The sequence below is a fragment of the Pseudarthrobacter ribosi genome (assembly GCF_055412865.1).
Window position 1 is genome coordinate 18,449 of sequence record NZ_JBVAYZ010000029.1, and the last position, 16,553, is coordinate 35,001.

Annotated in this window: 13 protein-coding genes; 8 read left to right on the forward strand and 5 right to left on the reverse strand. The window is 67.9% G+C overall.

All coding sequences use genetic code 11. The features are described from left to right. Positions 1-45: 45 nt before the first annotated feature. Entirely contained in the window at positions 46-1,374 is a 1,329-nt protein-coding gene (locus ACZYZ5_RS19400; protein ID WP_463903928.1) for an alpha-hydroxy acid oxidase, read from the reverse strand. Positions 1,375-1,511: 137 nt separating this feature from the next. Here ACZYZ5_RS19400 and ACZYZ5_RS19405 point away from each other — a divergent pair, with 137 nt between their 5' ends. Continuing rightward, positions 1,512-2,207: a FadR/GntR family transcriptional regulator gene (locus tag ACZYZ5_RS19405; protein ID WP_463903930.1), complete on the forward strand. Its 696-nt coding sequence runs from the start codon at positions 1,512-1,514 to the stop codon at positions 2,205-2,207. A 15-nt stretch (positions 2,208-2,222) separates the two neighbouring features. On the opposite strand, the gene ACZYZ5_RS19410 is transcribed toward ACZYZ5_RS19405, so the two are convergent. Continuing rightward, positions 2,223-3,239, reverse strand: a complete 1,017-nt coding sequence (locus ACZYZ5_RS19410; protein WP_463903931.1) for a LacI family DNA-binding transcriptional regulator — start codon at positions 3,237-3,239, stop codon at positions 2,223-2,225. A 356-nt stretch (positions 3,240-3,595) separates the two neighbouring features. Here ACZYZ5_RS19410 and ACZYZ5_RS19415 point away from each other — a divergent pair, with 356 nt between their 5' ends. The 5 genes from ACZYZ5_RS19415 (at position 3,596) to ACZYZ5_RS19435 (ending at position 9,608) form a co-directional block, all read left to right on the forward strand. Continuing rightward, positions 3,596-5,047: a Gfo/Idh/MocA family protein gene (locus tag ACZYZ5_RS19415; RefSeq protein WP_463903933.1), complete on the forward strand. Its 1,452-nt coding sequence runs from the start codon at positions 3,596-3,598 to the stop codon at positions 5,045-5,047. A gap of 43 nt (positions 5,048-5,090) precedes the next feature. After that, the gene (locus tag ACZYZ5_RS19420; protein ID WP_463903935.1) at positions 5,091-6,053 is read left to right on the forward strand and encodes an NAD-dependent epimerase/dehydratase family protein; all 963 of its coding nucleotides are present in this window, start codon (positions 5,091-5,093) and stop codon (positions 6,051-6,053) included. Continuing rightward, entirely contained in the window at positions 6,050-6,955 is a 906-nt protein-coding gene (locus ACZYZ5_RS19425) for a 5-dehydro-4-deoxyglucarate dehydratase (protein WP_463903937.1), read from the forward strand. Before ACZYZ5_RS19420 ends, ACZYZ5_RS19425 begins: the two co-directional genes overlap by 4 nt. Further along, the gene (locus ACZYZ5_RS19430) at positions 6,955-8,076 is read left to right on the forward strand and encodes a mandelate racemase/muconate lactonizing enzyme family protein (RefSeq protein ID WP_463903939.1); all 1,122 of its coding nucleotides are present in this window, start codon (positions 6,955-6,957) and stop codon (positions 8,074-8,076) included. Before ACZYZ5_RS19425 ends, ACZYZ5_RS19430 begins: the two co-directional genes overlap by 1 nt. An 80-nt stretch (positions 8,077-8,156) precedes the next feature. Continuing rightward, the gene (locus ACZYZ5_RS19435) at positions 8,157-9,608 is read left to right on the forward strand and encodes an aldehyde dehydrogenase (NADP(+)) (protein ID WP_463903941.1); all 1,452 of its coding nucleotides are present in this window, start codon (positions 8,157-8,159) and stop codon (positions 9,606-9,608) included. 151 nt (positions 9,609-9,759) lie between these two features. On the opposite strand, the gene ACZYZ5_RS19440 is transcribed toward ACZYZ5_RS19435, so the two are convergent. From ACZYZ5_RS19440 to ACZYZ5_RS19450, 3 genes are read right to left on the reverse strand one after another with little or no spacing between them, the layout of a single operon-like run. Further along, positions 9,760-10,914 (reverse strand): M24 family metallopeptidase, encoded by a 1,155-nt coding sequence (locus tag ACZYZ5_RS19440; protein ID WP_463903943.1) that lies wholly within the window; start codon positions 10,912-10,914, stop codon positions 9,760-9,762. Next, positions 10,911-13,070, reverse strand: a complete 2,160-nt coding sequence (locus ACZYZ5_RS19445; RefSeq protein ID WP_463903945.1) for a DUF6807 family protein — start codon at positions 13,068-13,070, stop codon at positions 10,911-10,913. Before ACZYZ5_RS19445 ends, ACZYZ5_RS19440 begins: the two co-directional genes overlap by 4 nt. Beyond that, a complete protein-coding gene (locus ACZYZ5_RS19450; protein ID WP_463903946.1) occupies positions 13,036-14,247 on the reverse strand; it encodes an acetylxylan esterase in 1,212 nt (403 codons plus the stop codon). Before ACZYZ5_RS19450 ends, ACZYZ5_RS19445 begins: the two co-directional genes overlap by 35 nt. 369 nt (positions 14,248-14,616) lie before the next feature. Between ACZYZ5_RS19450 and ACZYZ5_RS19455 the strand changes: the two genes are divergently transcribed. Further along, the gene (locus tag ACZYZ5_RS19455; RefSeq protein WP_307461431.1) at positions 14,617-15,561 is read left to right on the forward strand and encodes a carbohydrate ABC transporter permease; all 945 of its coding nucleotides are present in this window, start codon (positions 14,617-14,619) and stop codon (positions 15,559-15,561) included. Further along, the gene (locus ACZYZ5_RS19460; protein WP_463903947.1) at positions 15,551-16,501 is read left to right on the forward strand and encodes a carbohydrate ABC transporter permease; all 951 of its coding nucleotides are present in this window, start codon (positions 15,551-15,553) and stop codon (positions 16,499-16,501) included. Before ACZYZ5_RS19455 ends, ACZYZ5_RS19460 begins: the two co-directional genes overlap by 11 nt. The last annotated feature ends 52 nt before the right edge of the window (positions 16,502-16,553 follow it).

Genomic DNA, 16,553 nt, shown 5'->3' on the forward strand with positions numbered 1-16,553 from the left:
GCCGTGTTCTTGAGAACACGGCCGCCGCTGTTGTGTTCGCGCAGGCTACCGGGAGAGCAGCCGCACGTGGTCCGGGGTCAGCTCCGAGATCCGGCTGACGCCCAGCAGGGCCATGGTGCGGAGCATGTCCTTCTCCAGGATCTCGATGGTCCGGTCCACGCCGGCCCGCCCGCCGGCCATCAGGCCGTAGAGGTAGGCGCGGCCGATCATCGTGAAGTCGGCGCCCAGGGCCAGCGCGGCGATGATGTCCGCACCGCTCATGATGCCGGTGTCCAGGATGATCGCCGCGTCGCTGTTGTCCGCCGTGAGCGCCGCCTTGACGTCCGGGAGCAGGTGGAACGGGATCGGGGCGCGGTCCAGCTGGCGTCCGCCATGGTTGGAGAGGATGATGCCGTCGGCCCCGTGGTCCACCACCCGGCGGGCGTCCTCCACGGTCTGGATGCCCTTGACGACGAGCTTGCCCTTCCAGGTTTCGCGCAGCCAGTCGAGGTCCTCGAACGTCAGGGTGGGGTCGAACATCGAGTTGATCAGGTCCGCGACAGTGCCGGTGTAGCGGGACAGCGAGGCGAAGGTCAGCGGCTCGTGGGTGAGGAAGTTGAACCACCACGCCGGCCGGTAGGAGGCGTCCAGCACCGTCTTGATTGTCAGCGCCGGCGGGATGGTCATGCCGTTGCGGACGTCGCGCAGCCGGGCCCCGGCGACGGCGGTGTCCACGGTGACCATCAGGGTGTCGTTGCCGGCCCTGGCGGCGCGCTCGATCAGCTCCAGCGAGCGGTCGCGGTCGGTCCACAGGTAGAGCTGGAACCAGTTCCGGCCGTCCGGTGCGGCGGCGGCCACGTCCTCGATGGAGGCCGTGCCCATGGTGGAGAGCGTGTACGGGATGCCGGCGGCCGCGGCCGCCTGGGAACCGGCGTACTCGCCCTCGGACTGCATCATCCGGGTGAAGCCGGTGGGCGCAATGCCGACCGGCAGCCGGGACGTCTTGCCGAGGATGTCGGTGGTCAGGTCAATTTTGGACACATCACGGAGGATGCCGGGCCGGAACTCGATGTCCAGGAACGCCTCGCGGGCGCGGCGCAGGGTGATCTCCGCTTCGGCCGCGCCGTCGGTGTAGTCGAACGGGGCCCGCGGGGTGCGGCGCTTGGCCTGGTCGCGGAGGTCCCAGATGGTGCTGGCACGCCGCAGCCGGGCGGCGCGGCTGAACTCGGGCTTCTTGAACTGCATCAGCGGGGCAAGGTCCGAGTACTTGGGGACGCGGCGCTTGAGGGCCGCCGGAATGCTCCCCGGTGTGGCTGCGGCGGAGCGGGTGCCCGCGCCGGTGTCTTCGGGTTGGGTGGGCGCCTCGGGGTTGCCGGGCTCGATGGTCTGCGTCATTGCTGCCTCCGGGCAGGTCTCGTGTTCCTGGATGTCGGGATCCCCGCCGGACTAAAAACGAAAACCCAGCCACCGGGGGAGTGTGGTCCAACCACAGTCTAGGCGTGTGGTCCAACCACATCAAGTAGGATGGGCCCATGCGTACCCACCAGCTTGTCCTGCAATGGATCGAGGGCCAGCTCTCCAGCGGCCAGCTGGCCCTGGGCGGGCGGCTTCCGGCCGAGCGTTCCCTCGCCGAGCAGCTGCAGGTCTCCCGCACCTCCGTCCGCGAGGCCATCCGCGTCCTGGAGGCCATGGGTGTGCTCCGGGCCGGCGTGGGCTCGGGCCCGGAGGCGGGGACCGTCGTGATCGCCGACCCGACGGCGGCGCTGGGCTCGGCGCTCCGGCTGCACGTCGCCACCTCGCACCTGCCGGTCAGGGACATCGTGGAGACACGCGTGCTGCTCGAATCCTGGGCCGCTTCCCGGGCGAGCCCGGAGTCGCCCGCGCTGGCCGAGGCGGCCCGGCTGCTGGAGCAGATGGACGGCTGTGCCGACACGGAAGGGTTCCTGGCCCTGGACGTCCGCTTCCACCTGGCCCTCGCGGATGCCGCGGGCAACGCCGTCGTCAGCGCCATGATGGGCTCGCTCCGCGAAGCCATCCAGGACTATGCCGGACGGCTGACCGGAAACCTCCCGGACTGGGCCTCCACGGCGGCGCGGCTCCGGGCCGAACACCGGGACATCCTGGCGGCCATCTCCGGCCACGACGGCGGCCGCGCGGCCACGCTTGTGGCCGCCCACATCGAGGGTTACTACCGGGAAGCCGGCGTCAGGCCCGACGCGAAGGCCTGACCCGCCGTCGGGATGTCATGTCGCGGGGGAGGGGCCGCTGCTGGCCCTGATTTCGAGGCGTGGCTGGTAGCGGGTGTCCGGCGTTTCGAGCTCTTCCTTGCGGATCAGCGCCCGCAGCTGGCGCCAGGCCTGGCCGCCCAGCTCGGAGATGGGGACGGCGGCGGTGGTCAGGGTGGGTGTGGTGTAACGGGCGAAGGGGATGTCATCGAAGCCGGTGATGGACATGTCGCCGGGAACGTTCACGCCGCGTTCATGGAGTCCGCTCATCAGGCCCATGGCCACAAGGTCATTGAAGGCCAGGATGCCGGTGGCGCCGCTGTCCAGGACTGCGTCCACGGCCTCATGGCCGGTATCGAAGTCCGATCCGCCGTCGAGCATGCTGACATCCACCTCCGGATGCCCGGCCCTGAACGCCTCCAGGCCCTCAAGCCGGAGCCGATTGGAGGCACTGCCTGCAGGGCCGGCGAGGAAGGCCAGGCGCGTATGGCCAAGGCCCGCCAAGTGCTCGGCGAGGTCCTGCACTCCCTGCCCGTAGTCGACCACGAGGCTGGGAACCCCGGCGGCCGCCGTCGTCCGGTTGATCAGGACCAGCGGGTGCAGCGACGGTGCGATTTCTTCGAGTGCGGCGTCGGTCATGCGCGGGGCGCAGAGCACCAGTCCGTCGCACCGGCGGCGGGCCTCGCCGGCCAGGATTGCTTCCTCGCTGGGGACCTCGAACGAATCGGCGATCAGGACCCGGTACCCATCCTCGGCCGCAGCCCGGCTCAACCCGCGCAGAATAGCCTGGAACGTGGGGTTGGCAAGGTCCGGCACCACAATGCCGATGGTGTCCGTCTTTCCCAGTGCGAGGCTTCGGCCGACCGGGTTGGGCTGGTATTTAAGTTCGACGGCGGCCGTCCGCACCCGTGCCGCGATCTCCGGGTCCACGGTGAAGTTTCCGTTCATGACGCGTGAAACCGTGGCGTGCGAGACGCCCGCTTTCAGGGCAACGTCCGCAATGCCGATCCTGCCGGTGGCAGATTTTCTCACCATGGGCCCGCCTTTCGTCAGTCCGGGCCCCTGTGATGGCCCGGCGCCCGAGGGAAAGCATACAGCGCTCCCAGAAACCGGTTTCCATTTCCCGGCGCGCCGTGTTGCGGCCGAACCGCAGCCGATCCGGCGCCGCGGCCAGAAAACGTTTTCTCTCAGCTAGCATAAGGCTTGACGGGACAGTGCGTCTATTGATAGAAATCATGTAGTGGCAGCGAGAAAACGCTTTCTCGCCAGCTGAACGAAATCTTCTGCACCTTCGCAGCACCGCAGTTGCAAGCTCCACGTTCCAAGCCATTCCAGAGCACCACCAGCGGCCGCAGCCCGGCCGAGTATTGACGCCTTCGAAAGGGACCCTCATGGTCAACACAGCCGAATCGAGTTCTGCTACCGCTGCCTTCCCCTCCGCCCCGCTGACCGGCGACGAAGCCGCAGCCGCTCCGGGACCGGGCGCACGCACCAGGTCACGCATTGCCTTGATCGGCACCGGCGGACGCTCCGAGATGTATATCCGCGCCATCTTCGGCGACCACGCTGACACCGCTGAACTGGTGGCGTTCTCGGACGTTAACCCCGGCAGGGTCGAGTACTACCAGAAACTCATCCAGGAACTGGGGGCCCCGGGTCCGGTGGCTTCCTTTGACCCCGCCGATCTCACCGCCTTCATCCAGGCCAACAGCATCGACCGCGTTGTCGTCACCACGCCGGACTACACCCACGCCGACTACATCGTGGAGTCACTGGAGGCGGGGGCGGACGTCGTCGTCGAAAAGCCCCTCACCATCGACGCCGAGGGTTGCCGCCGCATCACCAAGGCCGTGGCGGAAACGGGCCGCAACGTGGTGGTCACGTTCAACTACCGCTACTCACCGCGCAACAGCGCCCTGAAGGAAATCATCCAGAGCGGCGTGATCGGCAAGGTCACCTCCGTCGACTTCAGCTGGGTGCTGGACACGGTCCACGGCGCGGACTACTTCCGCCGCTGGCACCGCGAGAAGAAGAACTCCGGCGGCCTGCTGATCCACAAGGCATCCCACCACTTCGACCTCGTCAACTGGTGGCTCAGCGATGTCCCGGAGCTCGTCTTTGCCTCCGGCGGGCTGAAGTTCTACGGCGACCACAACGCGGCCGAGCGCGGACTGGGCCCCCGCCCCGAGCGGGGAACGCCCGACGCCGGCTCTCCCGCCACCGGGGACAAGGATCCGTTTGCGCTGGACCTCCGTGACGATGAGCGCCTCAAGGCCCTCTTCCTGGACAACGAGCACCACGACGGTTACCGCCGAGACCAGGATGTCTTCACCGGCGGCATCACCATCGAAGACAACCTGGCCCTGGTGGTGGAGTACCAGAACGGTCCGCGCCTGAGCTACTCCCTGAACGCGCACAGCCCGTGGGAGGGCTACCGCGTGGCGGTCAACGGCACCGAGGGCAGGGCGGAACTGGAAGTGGTGGAACGCGCCGCCGTCCTGAGCAGCACGGACAAGAAAACAGTGGTGGACCCCTCGGCCACGCCCGTCGAGGAAGAGGACGCCATCCGCCGCAACGGCGAGCGCCTGGTGGTCCAGCGCCACTGGGAGCCGGCGTATGAGGTACCCATCGTCAACGGCGCGGGCAGCCACGGCGGCGGCGACGAGCTCCTCCTCTCCGACCTCTTCAACGGCCCCGGCGAGGACCCGCTGGGCCGGCCGTCCGGCTACCTGGACGGCCTCCGCTCAGTGTCCGTCGGCATCGCCGGCAACCGCTCGCTGGAGTCCTCCCTCCCTGTCCGCATCGACGACCTGGATCTCGGCGTCGACCTTCGCCGCGCCTAACGGCCGCCGGGCCAGCGGCCCTTCTGAACCCTAAGGAACCAATATGAGCAGGATCTTTGTCACCGGCGGCTCCGGCCGGCTGGGTCGCAGCGTGGTGGCCGGGCTCGCCGAGGCCGGCCACCACGTCATCTCGGTGGACCGTGACGCCATCCCGGCTGATCAGCTGCCGGCCGGCGTCGTGCAGGAAACCGGCGACCTGCTGGCACCGGGCGAGGCCAGGCGCCTGCTGCGGGAAACCAAGCCCGACGCCGTCATCCACCTCGCCGCGATCGCCGTTCCGTTCAGCGCACCGGAAGAGGTCATCTTTGCCACCAACACCCGCCTCGCCTACGCGGTCATCAGCGCCGCCACGGAGCTGGGGGTCGGCAAGATCGTCACGGCATCCAGCCCCACGGTGCTGGGCTACGGATCGCCGTCCGGCTGGTTGCCGGACAGCTTCCCGCTGGATGAACGCACCACCCCCAAGCCCTGGAACGCCTACGCGCTCTCCAAGCTGATCGCCGAACAGACAGTGCAGATGTTTGCCGCGGCGCAGGGGGAGAAGATCAGGTACGCCGCTTTCCGCCCGTGCTACGTCATCTCGCCGGAGGAATGGGACGGCGCGCCCACACAGCAGGGCCACACCGTGGCCGAACGCCTCGCCGATCCTGCCCTGTCCGCACCGGCGTTGTTCAACTACGTGGACGCCCGCGATGTCGCCGATTTCCTGGACGTGCTTCTGCAGAAGATGGACTCCATTCCCAACGGGGAAACCTTCTTCGTCGGAGCTGCAGACGCCCTCGCCACCGCGCCGTTGGCCGGGCTGATGCCGCGCTTCCTGCCGGGCAGCGGAGCCCTGGCCGCCGGCCTGACCGGCACCAGCCCGGCTTTCGCCATCACCAAGGCCCGGGACCTGCTCGGCTGGGAACCCAAGCGCAACTGGCGGACCGAACTGAAGACAAGCACCACGCTCAACGACGAGACAACTGCCCTGCTGGTCACAGCCGGATCCAAGGAGACATCATGAAATTCGACGGCGTCCTGTTTTTCCCCGTCACCCCGTTCACGCCGGCTGGCGACGTTGATGTGGAGCTCCTCAAGGAGCACATCGGCTCACGGCTCCCCTTCGGACCCGGCGGCGTGTTTCCGGCCTGCGGGACCGGCGAGTTCCATGCCCTGAGCATCGACGAGGTAGCCACCGTGGTGCGCGCCGCCGTCGAGGTTGTGGCCGGAAAGGTGCCCGTAGTTGCCGGGGCCGGCGGGCCCCTGGGCCACGCCCTGGCTGCCGCACGGGTGGCCGAGGAAGCCGGTGCAGACGCACTTCTGGTCCTGCCGCCGTACCTGGTCACCGGACCCACGGACGGCCTGGTGGCCTACATCGAGGCAGTGGCGGACGCCAGCAGCCTCCCGGTGATCGTCTACCACCGCGGCAATGCCAAGTTCACTGCCGCGTCCATGGTCCGCCTGGCCGCCAACCCCAAGGTAATCGGCTTCAAGGACGGGCTCGGCGATGTCGGGCTGGCCCAGGAAATCGTGTCCGCGGTCCGGGCCACCGGACGCGAGGATTTCGCATTCTTCAACGGCCTGCTGACCGCCGAACTGACGCAGGGCGCCTACCGTGGGCTGGGCATCCCGCTCTACTCATCGGCTGCGTTCGCCATGGCACCGGAGATCGCCAACGCCTACTACGACGCCTACATTTCCGGTGACGAGGACCGCCGCAACGCCCTCCTGGAGGGCTTTTACGCCCCGCTGGTGCGGCTTCGTGACCAGACGCCCGGCTTCGGCGTCTCGCTGGTCAAGGCGGGCCTGCGGCTTGGCGGACTCCCTGTAGGCCCGGTCCGGCCGCCGCTGATGGATCCCTCCGAGGACCAGCTGGTCCAGCTGAAGGCCATCCTGGCCAAGGGTCACGAGCTGGCCGGCCGCTGATGAGCGCACCCGCCGTCGAAACCGTTCGGGCTGCACCGGTCATCTCGGGCCTGACCACCCGCATCCTGACAGTGCGGCTGCGCCGCAGCTGGGGAGCGGATGCGCCGGAAAACCACCTGATCGTCACGGAACTCCGGACGGACGACGGCGGCGCCGGGCACGGCTTCTCCTGGACCCCCACCATCGGCCCGCAGGCTGTCAAAGCGTTGCTCGACTACGACATCGCGCCGTTCATCACGGGGCTGCCCGCCAATCCCGAGACCGTGTGGGACGCGTTGTGGAAGCGGCTGCATGAGGCCGGCGGCGGGGGACTGACCACGATCGCCATGGCCGGCGTCGACCTTGCCCTCTGGGACCTGCAGGCCCGCCGGGCCGGTTCTTCAGTGACAGGTCTGCTGGGCCAGCGGCAGGATTCCGCCGAAGTGTACGGCTCCGGGGTGAACCTTCACTACACGCTGGAGGAGCTGGTGGCCCAGACCGAACGCTGGGTTGCCGCGGGTCACCGGGCGGTCAAGATCAAGGTGGGCAAGCCCGATATCCGCGAGGATGCCGAGCGGGTGGCGGCCGTTCGGTCCGTCCTTGGCCCGGACCGCAAGCTGATGATTGACGCCAACCAGCGGTGGGACCTGCCCACCACGCTCAAGGCCCTGGACGTGCTCGCGGTGTACGGGCTGGAATGGCTCGAAGAACCGATCCGCGCGGACGACCTTTGGGCGTACCGCCGGCTGCGGAAGCATTCACCCGTACCCATCGCCCTGGGCGAAAACCTCCACACTGTCTACCGTTTCCGCGATTTCATCGACGCGGAGGCGGTGGACATCATCCAGCCCAACATCATCCGGGTGGGCGGCATCACGCCGTTCCGCCGGATCGCGGAGCTGGCCCGGACCAACAGCATCCGGGTGATGCCCCACCTGCTGCCGGAGCTGTCCGGACAGCTTGCGCTCACGCTGGCCGAAAGTACCCTGGTGGAGGACGTGGAAGATGCATCCTTCGAACAGCTGGGCGTCCTGGCAGGCCCCTCACCGGTGCGCTTCAGTAACAGCCGGCTGACCCTCACGGACCAGCCGGGGTTGGGTTTTCGCTTCACGGAGAACCCGCCGGCTGACAGCCGCAGCTGATCCCAGCTGGCTTCATGCGAAACCGATGACCGCAGACACGACGATTCCCGACGATTCCCGACGATGAACAGGTAACTCCAGTGACTACTGCAACTCTTTCCCTTTCAGAACTCACGGCTGCCGCCACCCGGGCCGCCGCCATCGCCGGGGCGGCCCCGGACGCCGAACGCGCAGGCTGGCTCACCGCCGTGGCCGACGCCCTGGACGCCAATGTGACCGAACTCGTGGCGATCGCCGATGCGGAGACCAGCCTCGGCACCACGCGGCTGACCGGCGAGGTCGCCCGCACGTCCGGGCAGCTGCGGCTTTTCGCCCGCGTGATCACCGAGGGCTCCTACCTGGAGGCAATCATTGACCATGCGGACCCGTCCGCCACCCCGCCCAAGCCGGACCTGCGCCGCATCCTGCGGCCCATCGGGCCGGTGGCCGTCTTCTCGGCCTCCAACTTCCCGTTCGCGTTTTCCGTGGCAGGCGGAGACACGGCGTCCGCCCTGGCAGTGGGCTCCTCGGTGATCGTCAAGGCGCACTCGGGCCACGTGAAGTTGTCCGAGCGGACGGCCGAAGTTGTCACGGAGGCCCTGCGCTCCGCAGGAGCCCCGGAGGGACTGTTTGCGCTGGTCGTTGGCCGGGAGGCGGGCACAGCCCTGGTGCAGGATCCGGCCGTCAAGGCTGTCGGCTTCACCGGGTCCATCCCGGGCGGCCGGGCCCTGTTTGACCTCGCAGTCTCCCGGCCAGACCCAATTCCGTTCTACGGCGAGTTGGGCAGCCTGAACCCGGTGGTCATCACCCCGGCGGCGTTGGCCCAGCGGTCCAGCCAGCTGGCGGCAGGACTCGCAACCTCGTTTACGATGGGCGCCGGCCAGTTCTGCACCAAGCCCGGCCTGGTGTTCCTCCCGGCCGGGACCGGCTTCGCCGCCGAGCTGGCAGAGGCCAGTAAAGACAAGCCGGCGGCGGCCATGCTCACCACCCGGATCTCCGACGCCTATCCGGAAGGCCTGCGCAGCGTGGCTTCGCTGCCTGGCGTGCAGATCGTCAGCGGCACCGCGGACCAGGACGCAACCCGCGACGGCGCTGCGCCCGTGGTGTTCTCCACATCCGCTGCCACTGTCCTGCAGCGCCCGGACGAGCTGCTCGAGGAGTGTTTCGGGCCCACCACGCTGCTGATCGAGTACGCCGACCAGGAAGAGCTCTCAGCTGTCCTGGCCAAGGTTCCCGGCAGCCTGACCGCCACCGTCCACCACCAGCCGGGCGAGGACGTTGCTGCGCTCGTGGAGCAGCTCTCCGGCCTGGCCGGCAGAGTCCTCTTCGACGGCTGGCCCACCGGCGTCGCAGTGAACTGGGCGCAGCAGCACGGCGGTCCGTACCCGGCCACAACGTCCCTGTTCACTTCGGTGGGGGCGACGGCGGTCCGCCGCTTCCAGCGCCCCGTTGCCTACCAGGATGCTCCCGAAGCGGTGCTGCACCCGGCCCTACACGACAGCAACCCGCTGGGCATCCCGCGCCGCGTGGACGGCGAACTCGTACTGCCGTAGACGCCCTCTCAGTTGGTGTGGGCCTAATCGAAACGCTCTCTCAGTTGGTGTGGGTCTAATCGAAACGCTCTCTCAGTTGTTGCCGGTGCTGCGGCTACAACTGAGAGAGCGTTTCACGTTTTGCTGCAGGATCTGAGAGAGCGTTTCTTGCCTACAGCTGGAGGGTGACCGGCCGCAGCAGGCCGTTGACCGTTGTCGCGGGCCAGCGGTTGTCCACGGTCAGGACCGTCACGCCGGACTCGGTGAGCTGGACCGTGTCCTCGATCTTCACCCCCGGTCCCGACGGGTTCCAGGTGAACGGCTGGTTGGGTACGACGGAGTCCGTGGCGGACGCGGTGACGCGAGGATCCCGTCCCGCATAGCCGGCCGGGCCGCCCTGATGGTGCTGCTCCAACTGCTCCGCGCCGAATCCGTGCCGGGCGTAGGCTGCCTTGATCTCGTCGAAGACCCGGTCCAGCCGGGCGCCGGGAACGGTGGCGTCAAAAATGTCCGCCTCAACAGCGGCGATCCGGGCCTCGGCGTCGAGCTCTTCCGGGGTGCCGGCGTCGAACCTCACCCAACGGGTGAGATTGGCAACCAGGCCGTCCCGGCGGGCGCAGATCACGGCCATCGCGCGGCGGCCGAGGGGTGCGTGGGTGGCCAGCGGGTGGCGGAAGCCGCTCCGGGAGCTGCCGTTGCACAGGAGCACCAGGGGTTCCGCGCCGGCGGCAACCACACGGGCGGCCAGGGCGGAAACCAGCTCGAATTCGGTCGTGTCCGGCCGGGCGGTGGAGAGCACATCGGTCATGAGACCGGCCATTTCCGCGCTGAGCTGCGCATAGCGGGCGGACTCGCCGGGGAGCAGCTGCTGGCGGGCGGCCCGCAGTCTCGTGGCCACCGCGGACTCGGTGAGCGGGGCTCCCGCGCCTGCCCGGGAAGCCAGCCCGACGGCGGCCGCTGCCTCGTGCAGGTTCCCGTACCAGGGAACGGAGTGCAGGGAGACCCCGGCAGGGAGCTCCTCTGCGGCGATCCGTCCGGCTTCGTTGTTGAACGTCACCAGGTGGTCACCCTCCCGGTCCACCAGCAGCGCGGCGATGGGGTCACCGGCCAGGCTGACGTGCACGCGGCTCCCGTCCAGGTACCAGGTCAGGGCCGTGTGGGTGGTCAGCAGCACCGCGTCCTTCCCCTCGGCGTCCAGGATGTCCAGGACCCGGCCTCGCTTGATGGCGCGGTCCGTGGTGGAGGCCGGCGCCGTGCGTTTGCCGGTGCTCGGTGTGCCGGGGCTTGGTGTGCCGGCGGCTGGCGTGGCGGTGACGGTCTGGCTCATGAGTTGTCCCCCTGTGATGTGATCAGTGTCCGGATGTCTTCGGTGCTGAGGATTCCGTCGGCGATGTACACGCTCACGGTGCGGTGAACCGGGACGCCGGGACGGGCGATGACCGGCTCATCCCAGGCCAGCGACTGTCCCACCCCCGGGTATCCGTCCACCCGGACGAACCACGGGTCGGTTGAGTCCGCGGCGGCGACGAATACCAGCGTGGCGGCGCCGGGAAGGGTGTGAACGTTAGCGGCGCTGCCGGGGTCAGCGCCGCCGTCGGCTGTTCCTGCAGTGAAGCTGCCCGACCAGGCGAGCCACGGCGCGACGCGCCCGTGGACCGCGGCTTCCCCAGCTCCGTCCGGGGTCCACACGCTCGCTCCGGAACACGCGGGGAGGCGCCAGAAGAACCCGCCGTACCCGCCGCCCACGCGGCCATTGGAACCCGGGCTGCCGAGGCTCACCGGCTGGTTTCCGGCGGGGGAGAGGGCGAAGTCCAGCGTGAGGCGCCAGAGCGAAGGTCCGACGCCGGCCCACGTCCAGGTGCGCTGCTCGGTCAGGAGCGGTGCGCCGTCCGGCCCGTTCCAGGACAGGGACTCGGTCATCGCACCGCCGCCCGGGGATGGATCACCCGGGGATGGATCACCCTGGGATGGTTCGCCCGGGAACGGATCGCCAGGGGCGTCCTCGCCGGTACGGACGATGCTGCCGTGGTCCGGCCGCCAGACGTACTCGCCCGCTTCCCGCGTGTAGGTGCGGCCGCCCCAGAAGTTGACGCCGGCCACGTCCTGGAGGGCCACGCCGGCGCCCAGATGCCACACATGATCCAGGGGCTGGTGGTCCGTGACCACGGTGCCCCCGAGCGTGCGGACGGGGTGGAGGTAGGGCCGGGGTGAGGAGGAGGCGCGGATCCGGCTTCCGTCCTGGTACCCGGCGACCGGCTTGCCGGCGACGGCGAACGTCCGGGCCGGCGGCAGGCTGCGCGCCCACGGGACACCCAGTTCGGCGAAGGTGGCCTGGGCCTTGGCTGCACGTGCAATCAGCTCAGTGATGCCGTTGACCACAGGGTGGGCGTCGTCGCCGTCGCCATGCCAGGTGGTGTGATCGGGGCTGATCTCCAGCGGGTCGGGGGCCGTTCGGATCGCCTCCAAGACGGCGGTGAACGCGCCGGTGTCAGCCAGGGCGCACAGCAGGGGTTCGCCGGCGGTCCGGGCCGCAAGCAGGTTCTCCAGCAGGTCGGTCCGCCCGAACGTTTCGCGGCGCTCGCCGGCCGGCGTGGTGGTGCGGACTTCGTCCTGGGTGTAGTAGAACGTGATCTCCCCCCGGGTGCCGTGGACCGTCACCGACGGGTGCTGCTGTTCGGGGGCGCAGAGCGTGAGCGCGCACAGCAGGGTCTGGCCTGCAGCGGTGCGAACTCGGATCACGGAGGTGTCGTCGCTCTGGGTGTTGTGGGCGCGGTAGAGGTCCGTCTCCACGGAGGCCACATCGGCAATTGTGTGCGCACCGGCCATGTGCAGCCCGGTGGCCACGGCATGTGCCAGGGCGTTGGTGGCCACGCCGTCCACGACGTCGGTCCCGTCAAGGCTGCGCTTGCCCGCCCAGCGGGAACGCTTGAAGTAGCCCTTGGTCCGGAGCCACATCCCTGTTGCACTAAAGCCCAGGACGTCTCCGATTTCGCCGGATTCGATGGACGCGCGCATCGCCGGCAGGGCCAGGGATCCCAGGCTCTGGAACCCCACCTGCACACGACGGCCCGCGGCGTCCGCCGCTGCCAGCACCTCCTGGAATTGCGCCATTGAGGCCACCGGCGGTTTTTCCACGTACACATCGGCTCCCGCAGCCAGGGCGGCCAGGGCCAGGGGCGCGTGGGTCTGGATGGGCGTGGCCAGGATGATCACGTCGGGGTCCGATTCCGACGCCAGCAACCGGTCCAAGGAGTCGAAGACCGCTACAGAGCCGCCCAGCGTGCCCTCTGCCGGCGGATGAGGGTCTGCCACCGCCACAAGGTCCAGGACGCCGGCTGCTGCAAGCCGGGCCAAGTTGGACAGATGCCGTTCGCCGAAGCCGTGCACGCCGACGAGCGCGATGCGCGGGAGGGCCGCCGGAGCAGGGCTTTCGCCTGCCGCTGAAGGGTTAGCGGGTGCCGTGGGAGCGTGTTGCGGAATCATCGAGGTCCTCGGTGGCTAAGTGGTGGGTAGGGGATGAAGGGTGGGCCGGGGCGGCGCGCAGGGTCCTGGACAGGTAACTGATTGCTTCACGCTGCATCGCCGCAGTAAACACATGGCCGCCGGGCCAGAAGCTGCCCGTATAGTTATCGCGCCCGTGCAGGGATTCCAGGATCTGGTGGGCCTGGCGCATTCCTTCTTCGGGGAACAGCTCATCGGCCAGCGCGTACTGCACCAGGAATCCTTGGGCAACGGATCTGCCGGTCAGTTCCGGCCAGTCGCCCAGCTTCCACAGTCCTGGGGTCTGGAGCAGCCAGGAATGGGCATCGAGGTAGGCAGGCAGCAGCGACTGGAACGTGGTCATCATGCACGTGATCACGTAGTTCCGGATCCGCGGGCTGAGGACCGCCAGGGCCAGGGCACGGCCGCCGCCGCCGGAGAAGCCGATGCAGCCCAGCCGCTCCGCGTCCACCCCGGGCAGGCCGGCAAGGATGTCCAGTGCGGCAAGGTCATCGTGAGCCACCATCCCCGCCAGGCTGGTGCCCAGCAGGCCAGCGGCCTTGGCCACGGTGTCCTCGTGGATTCCCGCGGCGGCGTTATACAGTTCCGCGTCGGAAGGTTCGACGCCGGCCTCCCGCCACTGCGACTTCCTTGCCTCCACTGCGGCTGCCGTCCTCCACGACGGCGTAGCCAGATCGAACCGCCGGCTGCCCCAGGAGAAGGTGTCGTGGGCCAGGACGGCGAAGCCCCGGCGGGCAACATCCGTGGCCAGGGCGTGCCCTCCGTAAGGTCCGGCCTGGGCCGCCGCCGCGGACGGGTGGAAGTCGGGAAGCCGGACCAGCCGGTCGGCCCCGCCGAACTTGTTTCCGCCGTGACAGTGCAGTGCCAGCACACCGGGCAGCGGGCCGGAGCTCCCGGCCGGGCGCAGAAGCCAGCCCGTGGTGGGGGGACCGAAGCCCAACTGCCAGCTCAGCTGGGAGGTGGTGACGCCGTCGTGCGTGTCCTCCCAACGGACGGTTACGTCCGCCGGCGGGACAACGGCCGGGACACCCAGGGCGTCCGACAGTACCTGCGCCGCCGGGGTGGCGGCCTGGAAGCGCGGTCGGTCCAGGACGTAGGCAGGCCAGTTCTCAAAGCCTGCAATGGCGCTGGGCCGGACCGGCCGGGAATCCTTGCTCACTGACCTGCCTGTTGTTTGATTGATGAGGATGGCGAAGGCGCGTCGGATCTGTTCCGGTGATCAGCCGGTGGGGATCCGTTTCGGAAAACGCTTTCTCAAAATCTACCCAAAGGGCTATACAGGAGTCAAGAAACCGTTTACTTTGGTACGGAGCCGCTTTCAACGTCCCGGGTGACGGACGCCGGATCCGGGAGCTGAATCCCAGCCGCCGCAGAGGGCGGAAACCTATCGCCCAGTGCGATCATCCCAGACGTGAAGGGCCACGATGACCAAAGGAGGCCACATGGCCGCTAGAGACAGAACCGAGTTGCCGCGCCCGGCAGGAGTGCCGGCCGCAGCGGGCCTGCTGCGCGAGAGGGAGCCGCTGCTATGAGCGCCATGAGTGAACTGAGCACTCTTAAGGGCCGCAAGGGGCCGATGACGGCTGCGGAAAAGAAAGCCAACGGCCGGGATAACAAGGCCGCATATATCTTCCTGCTGCCGTGGCTGGTGGGCCTGGTCGCCATCACCGTCGGTCCGATGCTGATGTCCCTGTATTTGTCCTTCACGGACTACAACCTGCTGCAGCCGCCGGAATGGGTCGGGCTGGATAACTTCATCCGGATGCTCGGTGACGCCCGGCTGCACAACTCGCTGGCCGTGACGTTCACCTACGTGTTTGTGGGTGTGCCGCTGCAGCTCGCGGTTGCCCTGTTGATCGCGCTGGTGCTGGACAAGGGCCTGCGGGGCCTGCCGTTCTACCGCTCCGTGTTTTACCTGCCGTCCCTGCTGGGCGGTTCGGTGGCCATCGCGATTCTGTGGAAGCAGATCTTCGGCACCACCGGACTGGTCAATCAGGCTCTAGCGATGTTCGGCATCCAGGGTCCGGGCTGGATTTCCGATCCGAGCACCGCGCTCAGTTCGATCATCCTGCTGCATGTGTGGACGTTCGGCGCCCCCATGATCATCTTCCTGGCCGGCCTCCGGCAGATCCCGGTGATGTACTACGAGGCCGCAAAGGTGGACGGCGCCAGCACGCTTCAGCAGTTCCGGAAGATCACGCTGCCGATGCTCAGCCCCATCATCTTCTTCAACCTGGTGCTCCAGATCATTGGATCCTTCCAGTCCTTCACGCAGGCGTTCATCGTTTCGGGCGGCAACGGCGGCCCGTCAGACTCCACGATGTTCTTCACCTTGTACCTGTACCAGAAGGGCTTCGGCCAGTTCGACATGGGCTACGCCTCCGCGATGGCCTGGTTCCTGCTGGTCATCATCGGTGTGTTCACCGCCATCAACTTCATCGCCTCCAAGTATTGGGTTTTCTATGACGACTGACCTGCAGACGCTGCCCGCCCCGGACAAGAACACCGCCGGCGCCGGTAAGCCCACGAACCACACCAAGCCCAAAAAGGTCCGCGAATCCCGCGGGACCCTGGCCTTCGGCCGGAAACAGCGGACCAAGGCGCTTGGCAAGCACGCCATCCTGATCCTGGCCGGGGCCCTGATGATCTACCCGCTGCTGTGGATGATTGCCTCCTCGCTCCGGCCCAATGAACTGATCTTCCGCGATCCCGGGCTCTGGCTGAACAGCCTGGAAATGAGCAACTACACCGACGGCTGGTCCGCGCTGACGCACCCATTCGGCCACTACATGCTCAACTCGGCCATCGTCGTCATCGGCTCCATCCTGGGCAACCTCATCTCCTGCTCGATGGCCGCGTACGCGTTTGCCCGCCTGCAGTTCACCGGCAAGAAACTGTTCTTCGGCATCATGCTGCTGACCATCATGCTGCCGTTCCACGTCGTGATTGTGCCGCAGTACATCCTGTTTTCACAGATCGGCTGGGTCAACACCTTCTGGCCGCTCATCGTGCCCAAGCTCCTGGCCACCGACGCGTTCTTCATCTTCCTCATGGTCCAGTTCATCCGCGGCATCCCCAAGGACCTGGACGAGGCCGCACGCATCGACGGCGCCGGCCACCCCCGCATCTTCCTGCGGGTCATCCTGCCGCTGATGGTCCCGGCCCTGGCCACCACCACCATCTTCACCTTCATCTGGACCTGGAACGACTTCTTCGGCGCACTCATCTACCTCACGGACCCGGACATGTTCACCGTCCCCGTGGCACTGCGCGCCTTCGTCGACTCCCAATCCGCCACCAGCTGGGGATCGCTGTTCGCGATGTCCATCGTGTCCCTGCTGCCGGTGTTCCTGGTCTTCCTCTTCGGCCAGCGTTTCCTCATCAAGGGCATCGCCACCACCGGCATCAAATAACCTCTTGTAATACAAGTCACTAACTTGTAGCATAAGATCAAGAAAACGCTTT